Annotated in this window: 11 protein-coding genes and 1 pseudogene; 6 read left to right on the forward strand and 6 right to left on the reverse strand. The window is 57.7% G+C overall.

The genetic code is table 11. The features are described 5' to 3' along the window. The 5 genes and pseudogenes from GSQ93_RS38380 to GSQ93_RS28330 all read right to left on the reverse strand — a co-directional run. Positions 1 to 608: FAD-binding oxidoreductase (locus GSQ93_RS38380; protein ID WP_254074110.1), on the reverse strand; the 608-nt coding region annotated here is incomplete at its 3' end. 32 nt (positions 609 to 640) lie between these two features. Further along, positions 641 to 1,939, reverse strand: coding sequence for an MFS transporter (locus tag GSQ93_RS28320; protein ID WP_158938956.1), 1,299 nt, complete (start codon positions 1,937 to 1,939; stop codon positions 641 to 643). Positions 1,940 to 2,035: 96 nt separating this feature from the next. Beyond that, positions 2,036 to 2,647 carry an XRE family transcriptional regulator gene (locus tag GSQ93_RS28325; protein WP_158938957.1) on the reverse strand — a complete coding sequence of 204 codons (612 nt, stop codon included), beginning with the start codon at positions 2,645 to 2,647 and terminating at the stop codon, positions 2,036 to 2,038. Between the two features lie 181 nt (positions 2,648 to 2,828). After that, positions 2,829 to 2,968 (reverse strand): annotated as a pseudogene (locus GSQ93_RS37660) (IS6 family transposase); the annotation flags it as partial. A 116-nt stretch (positions 2,969 to 3,084) separates the two neighbouring features. Further along, positions 3,085 to 4,230, reverse strand: coding sequence for a porin (locus GSQ93_RS28330; protein WP_158938958.1), 1,146 nt, complete (start codon positions 4,228 to 4,230; stop codon positions 3,085 to 3,087). 660 nt (positions 4,231 to 4,890) lie between these two features. Here GSQ93_RS28330 and GSQ93_RS28335 point away from each other — a divergent pair. From GSQ93_RS28335 to GSQ93_RS28355, 5 genes are all read left to right on the forward strand, one after another. Then, entirely contained in the window at positions 4,891 to 5,202 is a 312-nt protein-coding gene (locus GSQ93_RS28335; protein WP_158938959.1) for a DUF4148 domain-containing protein, read from the forward strand. A gap of 279 nt (positions 5,203 to 5,481) precedes the next feature. After that, positions 5,482 to 5,694: a DUF4148 domain-containing protein gene (locus tag GSQ93_RS28340; RefSeq protein WP_158938960.1), complete on the forward strand. Its 213-nt coding sequence runs from the start codon at positions 5,482 to 5,484 to the stop codon at positions 5,692 to 5,694. A 134-nt stretch (positions 5,695 to 5,828) separates the two neighbouring features. After that, entirely contained in the window at positions 5,829 to 6,509 is a 681-nt protein-coding gene (locus tag GSQ93_RS28345; RefSeq protein WP_158938961.1) for a response regulator transcription factor, read from the forward strand. Positions 6,510 to 6,566: 57 nt separating this feature from the next. Further along, positions 6,567 to 7,946 carry a HAMP domain-containing sensor histidine kinase gene (locus GSQ93_RS28350; RefSeq protein WP_158939058.1) on the forward strand — a complete coding sequence of 460 codons (1,380 nt, stop codon included), beginning with the start codon at positions 6,567 to 6,569 and terminating at the stop codon, positions 7,944 to 7,946. A gap of 86 nt (positions 7,947 to 8,032) precedes the next feature. Continuing rightward, entirely contained in the window at positions 8,033 to 8,746 is a 714-nt protein-coding gene (locus GSQ93_RS28355) for a response regulator transcription factor (protein ID WP_158938962.1), read from the forward strand. Between the two features lie 431 nt (positions 8,747 to 9,177). Here GSQ93_RS28355 and GSQ93_RS28360 read toward each other — a convergent pair whose 3' ends face one another. After that, a complete protein-coding gene (locus GSQ93_RS28360; protein ID WP_158938963.1) occupies positions 9,178 to 9,435 on the reverse strand; it encodes a DUF4148 domain-containing protein in 258 nt (85 codons plus the stop codon). A 370-nt stretch (positions 9,436 to 9,805) separates the two neighbouring features. Here GSQ93_RS28360 and GSQ93_RS28365 point away from each other — a divergent pair, with 370 nt between their 5' ends. Then, positions 9,806 to 10,984 carry a porin gene (locus GSQ93_RS28365; protein WP_158938964.1) on the forward strand — a complete coding sequence of 393 codons (1,179 nt, stop codon included), beginning with the start codon at positions 9,806 to 9,808 and terminating at the stop codon, positions 10,982 to 10,984. Positions 10,985 to 11,009 lie beyond the last annotated feature (25 nt).

The following is an 11,009-nucleotide window of genomic DNA, read 5'->3' on the forward strand; positions in this document are numbered from 1 at the left end:
CCTGCCAACACCACCGACGCACACTTCACTACGCCAAGTTCGGTGACGACCGCCGACGTTCTCCCCGCGCTGGTCTCCATCCCCCGAACCGCACATTGTTCGAACACCATCGCACCGGCGTCGGTCGCGAGTCTGGCGATTGCGGCGGTAGCGATCGCGGGTTCGGCAACACCATCGCCCGCACTGTACAAGGCGCCAATCCACGGCCGGTTCGAGGCGGGAATAAGCCGCGTCAGTTCGTCTCGTCCCAGCAAGCTTCCTTCTGTGCCTGTGTCTTTAGCTGAGTCGAGCCACGCTTGATGACGGGCCATCTCCTTGTCCGTTTCCGCCAGATAGGCGAGGCCGGTGCGCCGATATCCCACGTTGATGCGCGCCTGGATGTCTGCCCACATATCGTTCGCTATAGCAGATAGCGGCAACTCCCTTGGATCGCGCCCGACCGTACGAATCCATTCCCAGTTACGCGATGATTGTTCGCCCGCGACCGTGCCTTTTTCGAATACCGCTGCACGTACTCCCTTGCGTGCCAATGCAAGCGCAGTGCTGATACCAATGATGCCGCCCCCGACGATCGCAACGTCGATCTCCGCAGGCAATGTCGAACGCATGTTATGTCCTTGAAGGTAGGCGATTGTTGAGGTCAATGAGCGCGGCTTCGGCTAGCCGACAAACCCACCAGCGCAACCACGCCTATCACGATCACGTAATAAGCCGGCGACATGATGCTGCCCGTCTGCGCAACAAGGAAGCCAACCACGAGCGGGGTGACGCCGCCAAAAAATGTCTGCGATGCCACGTAGGCGATCGACACACCGGTAGTCCGGCACGATGTTGGCAAGAGCTGCGACAGCAGCGAGCCGACCGGCGCGTAATAGAAGCTGTAGAACACCAGCGACATCGCGCATTGAAACAAGATCAGCGACTGGAACGAGGGCGTATGCGTCAGCATGAAGAACATGGGAAAGATCATGATCAGGCCGGCGATCAACGCAATTCGCATGACCTTGATGGTGCCGAAACGGTCGGCAGCCAGTCCGCCGAAGATCGGAAAGATCGTGCTGACAAGACCACTGAAGATTGATGCAATGAATGCAGAGTCCTTAGCTATGCCGAGGTTATTGATGGCGAACGTCGGCATGTAGATGTTGAGGAAACTTGCCACATTGCCCGCCGCCACAACTGCTGCGCCCATCAGCAGGAAGCGCTTGTGAAAGGTAAAGACCTCTGCAAGTGGCCGATGCGGTTTGTCCGCGACTTCCTCGAACTCGTGCGTTTCATTGATCTTGGTGCGGATATACAGTCCCACCGGACCGATCAGGCAGCCGAAGATGAACGGCGTGCGCCATCCCCACGAATCGACTTGCTCTTGCGAAAGATAGTGATTGATCAGGTAAGCGAACAGCGAGGCGGTCAGCACCGCGAGACCCGAGGTCGAGAACTGCAGGCTGGCGAAGAACGCTTTTGTGCGCGAGTTTTGCTCGGTCAGGTAAGAATTCGCGCAGCCGAATTCACCGCCTACCGAGAACCCCTGCAGCAGGCGTCCGAACACGAGCAACGCAGGCGCCCAAGCACCAATCACCCGATACGTCGGGATCACGGCCATGAGGAACGTGCCGCACAGCATCAGGAACGCAGCGATGGTCAGCGCGGCACGGCGGCCGCGTTTATCGGCGTAGATGCCCAGCACAACCGCACCAACGGGCCGTACGACATACGCACTCGCGAAGGTAAGCAGGCTGTATAACAAGGCCGACTGCGGATTGCCAGTGGGGAAAAACAGGTGCGAGATGGTGATCGCGAACATGGCGTAGACGAGCAGGTCGAACCACTCGAAGAACGTGCCCACGTTTGCCGCCACCACGTCACGAAACTTGTGCGCGGATGCCTGCCTGGATGATGGAATGTCGCCCGGGCCGATACCGCCGATCGCCTGTTTCATCTCTGCGTCCTGTGTAGTGAGCACCGGCCGGTCATGGCTCGGTGTGTCCAGTACAGCTAAGTAGGCGCACAAAACTGGCCACGCCCGGGCGAAAATCTAAACGTAGAAATGATTGCTGTTGATGACGAGAATGGTGGTGGGCGATTCCCAGCCGTTCTCCCATCTATACCGGTGGCCTGACGGAAAACCATATATGTCCCCGGCTTCCAGCAGCATGTCCTGGTCATCGACGAACAGGCGCAGCTTGCCGCGCACGATATAACCAATCTTGTCGCCGGTCTGCAAGACGAAGTTCACGTCGGACACAGCGCCTGCGCCGATCTCCATGAGGAACCCTTCCATGACCGAGCAGCCCGCGGGTGTCACCCGATATTTAGTGACGCCGCCAACGCTCACTGGCTTGCGGTCCGCGAGCCGCACGACAAAGTCCGCGCCTGTGCCGTCTTGCGGAGCGGGCGTATCGCGCTCGTCGAACAACGCGGCGCCATCGACGCCCAGCGCATGACAGATGTTGCGAAGCACGCGAATGGACGGCGAACTGATGCCGCGCTCGATCTGGCTGAGCATGCTGACGGACAGGCCGGCCTGCTCGGCCACGTGTTTGAGGCGCAGGTCCTGCGCCTTGCGCATGGCGCGCAAGCGGCCGCCGATGACCACGTCTTGCTCGTGCGCGGGGGCGTTCATCAGCGGCAAGGAGTCTTCGGACACGGGTTTCTCTTTGCAGGATCTTAGGGGAGCGTGCAGTGAAAATTACACTGTGATGAAGTTTCTGTCAAAAAATTCTTCTTCTCAAGCAAACAATAAGGATTGGGTGAAATTTTTGGCTGAATTAGCTGGACAAGGCATGTCATGGCCGACAACGGATGAACGGAATTGATCAGATGATTTACACGCAGCGGAGATTGAGATGCTTGAATCCCAGCACGGGTCGAGCGCGGCGCTTGATCGCCCGATGGTCCTGGTCGACGAGGTTGTTGGGAGAGTAGATCGACGGATCTTGATTGGCGTTTCGCGCTCGCCATTAGCGGCGTTAGCGCAACTACCGCCAGTAAGGGCCGCTCGCACTGTGCGCCAGCGTTGAAGGTGGTTTTGGCGGGTGGGCTAAAGGGGGCGGCACGTGAGCACCGCCCTTTTAGTGCGAGCGATCAGAACCGGTGCGTCATCGCCAACCGCGCCATCATCTGATTGCCGGTTGAAGAAATCCCCGATGAACCCGGAATATCCGCATTGTCGAATTGCGTCCCCGTGTTGCCATTCACGTGTTGATAGGCCCCTTGAATATAGACCGACGTACGCGTGCTAAGGTCATAGTCAAGCATCAAGGAGAATTGATTGTACTTAGGCATCGAGCGCCCGGTCGTAGCGGAAATGTGAGCGAACGTATAAGTGTAGGCAGCCGCCATCCAGAAATCAGGCTTGAAGAAGTACTGTCCGTTGACTTCGAAGTTGTCGAACTTCCACGAGTTCTGCGTACCCGCTACCGGCTGATCCGTAAAGTACGCGTTGCCGGTCGGGTTGTAGACATCCACATGCGAATACGCGAACGCTAACATCGCCTTGTTCGAGAACGTGTACGACACGCCAGCGTCAATGTTCTGCTGCGAGTCAGCCGAAAACACCGTTGTGTCGTTCGACACGGCGCCCGACGCATTGGCTCCGCCACTATTGGTCTTCATGTACGCGAGAGCTGCAGCAAAGCCTCCCATCTTGTAGGTACCTGCTGCGCTGTACATGCGATTCGTCGCGAACCCGCCCGCCTGGTTGCTGAATCCATACATGGCTTCGCCAGTAAAGCCACTATAGGTCGGCGACACATACTTGACCGAGTTCTGGATACGATAATCCCAGTCCGAGTTATCGTTGTCGAACGGATGCGCCGCCAGATCGCCAATGGTGTTGCCCGCAGCGGTGAAGCCGCTCCACATGTCGATGGTGGGATCGTACTGACGACCCATGGTGAACGTACCATATTGAGCTGACGACAAGCCAACGTAAGCCTGACGGCCAAACTCAAGACCGCCTTGACCGAGTTGTCCGTTGTTCGTGTTGAAGCCATTCTCCAACAGGAAGATTCCCTTCAGTCCATTGCCCAGGTCCTCACTGCCTTTCAAGCCCCAGCGGCTGCCCACGGTGTCGCCGCTGACCATTTCATAACCGCGATGGCCTTGACCATTACTCGTAAAGTCAAACCCTTCGTCGATCAGGCCATAGAGCGTGACGCTGCTTTGCGCATGCGCGAGGGTGCTCAGGAAAATTGCCGGAATCGCAGCGGCTAGCAAGGTTTTCTTCATGATTCTTCAATCCCAATGGTTATAGATTCAGACGCGTGTGTGGCGCTTGATGTCGGTTCTTGCCGCGCGAACGTATGACGTACCTAACGACGAACATAAGACTTCATGAAAGCGCCCACGAAGGTTAATGAGCCGTTATTCATCGCTGTGGCGACTAACTGAAATTCAGACTTTCAGGCACTGGAAGAGACGTGGCCAAAGAGCGCCGCGGCTTGCTGGCGAGGGGACGGTGTACCGCGTGGAGCATCAGGCAGGGACGAGGAAGGACGATGCGTGTCGTGAATCCGATACAGCTAACTTCCAAACAATTCGAAACGATGTATTGGGATCTTGCACGTCGCTTCGCAGCGGCCGCGTGCGCGCAGAAAAAGGAGGGGCGTGAAAGTATGGCCTAGCCAACAGGCGGGTCAGTGTGAGCTGTGAAATGTGGTTTGTAAGCGAACAAAGTCGAATCAAACTTCAGGCAAGCGGCATGTCAACGCCACGCCATCATTCGCAAGGCCTCTGCGCTGATCGAAACGAACCTTAAATTACTCTTCATGTAACAGCGGACTTTCCGTTGTAATCGGTTCGCTATCCTGAATCTCGTCACCTGTCGCTAGACAAAACCAGCCATGCGAAGGCGACTACTCACGACCGATATCTTTACGGAGAACATCCATGAAACGCCTTTCCGCTGCATTGATTACGTTTTCACTTGCCCTTACCAGCGCATCGGCCTTGGCCGCCCCAAGTCTCACGCAGGCCGAGTGTCATGACTATCCGTTCACTCCGCTCAAGCACACTGTCACGCATAAACAATTGATGCAGGAGTTGAGCGAGCTGGAAGCGGTCGGATATCAGCCGACTTCCGACGACAACGAATATCCGGACGAGCTGCAAACTGCCGAAGCGAAGCTGCATCAGGAGTTCCGTCACGACTGCATGCCGGCGCAGGTTGCAGGCGATCCCGCCAGTCCGTCCGCGAACTAAGACCTGAGCTTATCCACGAATGACGCATGAATGACTTTGTCCGTGGACGAAGCAAGCCCCGTGGACAAAGCAAGCCGGCAATTCGACACGTCGCGCCAAGCAATGGTTCACAAAAATTTCGATGGTGTCTTAGAGGCTTTGCCCTAAGCGCATTTCAGTAAATATCTTTTCATGAAGCGGATGACGGACCGTTAAGGGTGCCCGCGTAGTCTTAACACCATCGCAACGCCATTCGCGGACCGCGACACCAAATTCACCAGGATCATCAGGATTATCGACATGAAAAAACTTTTTTTCGTAGCCAGTCTGCTCTCATGCGCAGTGTGTTCGTCGGCATTTGCCCAGTCACCGGCGAAACCTGCTCAAGACCAATCGTGGAAGCCGCCCGTCTCGACGCTCACCCGCGCGCAGGTTGAGCGCTCGCTTGTTCACGCTGAAAAAGACGGTCAGCTTAATTACCTGGATACGGTGGTTTATCGCGGCGGCCACTAAGGTCAGGTACCTTTCTGATGCCTGTCCGTCCACTCCATTCACCGATCTCATCGAGTCGGTTGTGGCATCATTTACCCTCTGGCAGTGCAGACGGTAGCCGGTTTTTCGCCGGTGCCGACTTGGGATTGGGAACAATGACGACACGAGTGCTTACGGTAGAGGACGATCCGCTAGCAGCGAATGAGATTGTGGCAGAGCTTGAAAAATGCGGGTTCGAGGTGGACTGGGTAGATAACGGACCCGACGGTCTTGCCCGAGCGATGAGCGGCGAGTATGACGTGATCATGCTCGACCGCATGCTCCCGGGGCTTGATGGCCTGACTATCCTCACCACCTTGCGAACGGTTGGCGTACAGGCGCCCGTGCTGATGCTAAGCGCGCTTGGCGACGTAGATGAGCGCATTCGCGGTCTGCGTGCAGGCGGTGACGACTACCTGACCAAACCGTTTAATTCAGACGAACTCACAGCACGTCTCGAAGTGCTGCTGCGACGCCGGCGCGAAACGCCAGCACGCAATGAAACAACGCTGAATGCCGGACCGCTCCTTATCGATCTGATCTCGCGCAAGGTGACGCGCGACGGCATTGAAGTGCAGCTGCTGCCAACCGAATACCGCATCCTGGAGTTCATGATGCGGCACGCGGGTCAAACCATCACTCGGACCATGCTGTTCGAAGCGGTGTGGGGTTATCACTTCGATCCCGGTACGAATCTGATCGACGTTCACATGGGACGCTTGCGCAAGAAGATCGATCCCCCCGGTGCCAAAGCAACCATTCAGACCGTGCGCGGTTCGGGCTATATCCTGACGTGATCCATCTTTTATAAGAACACCTTGGCTGACTCAACGAATCGAACGCATCCCGTGGAAATGGGGCGCCGCTGGCATAACACGACCTTCAGGTGGCTTTCAGTCTACGCGGTCATCTTCGCGCTGTCGGTCATGGTCCTGATCGGATTTATCGGCTGGTCGGCGACCACGCGCATGGAGTTCGATGCGGACTCAGTGTTGCATTGGCAGATCTTCTACTTCGGGTCCATCGAGGATCAGGCACTGCCGGCGACCATTTACCGGCGCACGGAAGGCGAACACCTGAATACCAATTACTTCGGGCTGTTTGCCCCCGACGGCACCCATCTCGCCGGCGATATCCGCGTGTTGCCTGCGGACCTGCCGCTCGATCGTCAAGGTCATACACTCAACGGTAGCCTGATCGTCGCCAATCAGGCTAAGTCGCCGGTGGTCCGGGCAATGGGCGTACGCCGGCACAGCGGCGAACAGATCGTGGTGGCCCGCGATCTCACGCACGTGCTGGCGGTTCGCGAGACGATGATCAACGCGCTGGTTGGCGGGGGCTTGCTCTGCTTGTTAGTGAGCATAGCCAGCGGCTTGTTGCTCAATCTGCGGCAGATGCGGCGTGTACGCGATATTCGCAACGTCACCTTGCGGATCGCAGAGGGTGACCTTAACCGGCGTCTGCCCATTGGAGGACGAGACGAGCTGGATATGCTCGCGCATCTCGTGAATCACATGCTCGAGGAAATCGAACGGCTGATGACGGAGGTCAAGAGCGCATGCGACGGAATAGCGCATGACTTGCGAACCCCGGCCGCGCATATCCGCACTTTGCTTGCCAACGTGGCTGAACGCATGCATGTGATCCAGGACGACGGCGTCGCCCAAATGCTCGACCGTGCGCGCATCGAGGCCGATATTCTGCTCGACCGGTTCGGCGCGATGCTCCGCATTTCGGAGATTGGCGCATTGAAGCGGCGTGGCGGGTTTTCGTCAGTGGACCTCACTACACTGGTTCACGAATTGGGCGAACTGTATGAACCGCTTGCCGAGGACCGGGGAATTAGCTGGGCGGTTGTGGTCGAACAGGTTCCCGCGGTGCATGGCGATCGGGCGTTGCTATTCGAAGCATTCAGCAACTTGCTCGACAACGCGATCAAGTTCGCTCCGGACAATGGGGCCGTGCGTATCGAACTCACAGATCATCCGCAGGGCGCGCTACTGGTCATTTCGGACAACGGTCCGGGTATTCCGGAGCGCGAGCGGGAAGCGGTGTTGCAACGCTTCTACAGAGCCGATCAGACGCGTCATCTGGCAGGCTCGGGACTGGGCCTCAGCATTGTGTCGGCCGTGATGCGGCTGCACGATTTCGCGCTTCGTGTGGGCGCCAATGGGACCGGTACCAACCCCGGCACGACAATGACAGTTGAATGCTGGCCCCACGCGCTCGAATGATGCGCATGCTGATTGCCTGACTTTAACAACGACTAACCGATTAACCGACTAACCGACTAACCGATCAATCGAGTAAGAGCCACCCTATGCGAGTTCTGCTCATTTCCACCGTCTGCACTGAAGGCGCCTATCTGCATAAGGCTTTACGTGAAAGCGCGCACAGCCTGCACATGACCGACGATCTTCGCGACGGGCTTCATCTCGCGTCGCAGGACACCTTTGACGCGGTGCTGATCGTCGCCGTCGATACTGAGTCCATCTGCAACCTCGCTACGCTATTGTCCGACTTCGCGTGTTTGCCGGGTTCGCCCGCGATCCTGGTCGTGCTCGGACGCGCGACGCCTGTAGAAAGAGCGCGCATGCTGCGCGCGGGTGCGGACGCCTGCTTCGTGCAGCCGTATTCGTTTATCGAAATGCAGGAACGCATGCTGGCGTTGCATCGTTCGTCGATGCAGGGCTTGGGCGACCCGACGCTTGACCTTGCGCTGAAGCTGGATCCGCTTACGCGGGAGCTGGTGGAAGGAGACAAGCGTTTCCCTCTGACCAAGCGCGAGTTCCTGTTGATTGAGTCGCTGCTGCGCCAGCCCGACGCGCCCGTCGCACGCGATCAGTTGATTCGGTATGCGTGGCCTGACAAGGACGTCGTGGACCCGTCGAGCGTGAATCTGGTTGTCTCGCGCCTGCGCCGCAAGCTTGAGTTGCATACCTTCGGTGCGCGCCTTGAAACCGTCAGCCGATTCGGTTATCAGATCATCACGACACACCTGCCTCCGGCTCTTGCCCTTTCCGTTTCTCGATAGAACGTTGGAAATGCGTCACGCGCGATGCTCCCGCGCAGGGAGTTCGCGCTCTCACACTCTCGTTACGCAGGTATCAGGTGAGATCAGGAACCGAAGAAGGGCTGGCAGTAATCCACCGGACCGACACAAGCGTTAGGATCGGTCGATGCACCTTGCATCGATGCACAACCGGCTAATGAAAGGCCCAACGCCAGCGCGCACAGCGGCAATCGTAAGGCAGAGAGGATGCGTCTTAAGCGGCTCATGGCATTACCTTGGCGAACCCGCCTGTCAATCGAATCTATGTTTTGAACGTTCGCATTGCGGCGAATCAGGATGTGCGCCCGGAGTGAGTGACGGAAGGCGCGAAGCTGCTGCGGCGGAACCGGGAAGGGTCGTCACACACAAGCTCATTCCATCCGTCACGGCAAGCGGCGATTGAGGCGTCATGCCTAGTGATGCCAGTACAACGTGCGGTTCAGGTAATCGAGCTGGCCGTCCTGCTCTGACTTCACGAGGTCCTGATAAACCTCCGCGCGTGTTTTAGGCGCAATGGTCTGTCCATCCGGAGGTACCCATTGTCCTGACTGTGCAAGGGTGACGGGGGCAGGCGCTTGAGCAGGTGACTGTGCGGGCGCCGTACTTTGGGCAAAGGCTGAGCCCGTGGCGGTCAGGCCTGCAAACGCGAGGGCGATCATCGTGGTCTTCATGGTGCTTTCCTAAAGGTCCGTTTAGCGAATGACCGGGCTTCGATGCAGGAGGGTGATCGTTGCCCGGTGAATGTAGATTAACGAGTCGGCCCTATCGGGAAAGACGCTCAAACGTGAAAAGTTGTTCATCTAGGGCAGTTCATGAAACGCGAATAAAACAGTCAAATAACATCGGATAACTAAGTTAAATATTTTGTATCTGCTTTATAAATTATTCTTCATGAAGTAACGCGATTCCGACACGTCCACGTCATGCCCGCCGCCTAAATTTGCCCCGGTCCGCATGGCGAGTCGGGCGGCTGCACTTCGCCATCCTGTCTCCGCCGTGCGGGGAGCGGAACAGCAGCCGCATCATTCTGGAATTGCACACATGAATAAAGCGTTGATCGCCTCCTTGAGCCTGATCGCGGCCGCGGTCTCTCAAGCCGCGAACGCACAAAGCAGCGTTACCCTGTACGGCACGCTTGATACGGGTATCGACTATATTTCCAACCAGAAAGCCACAACGGGCGGCAATGCAGCGTGGGGCGTACAAAGCGGCAACGTGAGTACGAACCGGTGGGGCTTGAAAGGCACGGAGGATCTGGGTGGTGGGCTGGCCGCCGTGTTCGACCTCGAGAACGGTTTTAACATTGACAGCGGCAAGTTCTCGAATGGCGGCGACGAGTTCGGCCGTCAGGCATGGGTCGGTATTTCAAGCTCCGCTTACGGAACGGTTACGCTGGGACGCCAGTACGATTCCATGGTGGACTTCGTGGCGCCGTTGTCGGCAACCGGTTCGGGCTTCGGCGGCAACATAGCCGATCACCCCTTCGACAACGACAACCTGAACAACGACTTCCGCATGAACAATGCGGTGAAGTTTCGCAGCGTGAACTACGGCGGGCTCGTGTTTGGCGGTGCGTACGCGTTCAGCAATTCATCGAATGGCTTCAGCAACAACAACGCCTATACGGCGGGCGCGTCATATAACAACGGTCCCTTGAGTCTTGCCGCAGCGTACTTCCAGGCTAACAATCCGGGCGGCGTCACGGCACCGGCCAACACCGGTGGCGCGCTTTCGAGCGGTGACGGAGATGCAACCCTGGTCGGCGGACGCCAGCGCATCATGGGTGCGGGCGCGCGTTACGTCATTGGTGCGGCGACCGTCGGCGCGGTGTTCACGCGCACGACGCTCGACGATCCGAGCGAGATCTCGCAGGGTGGTTCATACACTGCGCTGTCGGGCAACAAGCTCACGTTCAACAACTATGAGTTGAACGCCCGCTATGCGTTGACGCCGGCACTGACCCTGGGCGGCTCGTACACATTCACCGACGGCAAGTTCGACGCCGCCACGTCGAGCCTCTCGCCGAAGTGGAACGCGTTCATGCTGCAAGCGGACTACGCGCTGAGCCGCCGTACCGATGTCTATCTCGAAGGCGTCTACCAGCACGCGACCGGAGCAACAGGCGTGAATGCGTTGGGCAATGCGTCGATCTATAGCCTGGCCGCGTCGTCGACCGGCAAGCAGGCGGTTGTCGCAGCGGGAGTGCGTCTCCACTTCTGAACCTGTCCGAGCAGGGTTTGACGTA

It is taken from the genome of Burkholderia sp. S171 (assembly GCF_009766085.1).
Classification (GTDB): Bacteria; Pseudomonadota; Gammaproteobacteria; order Burkholderiales; family Burkholderiaceae; genus Caballeronia.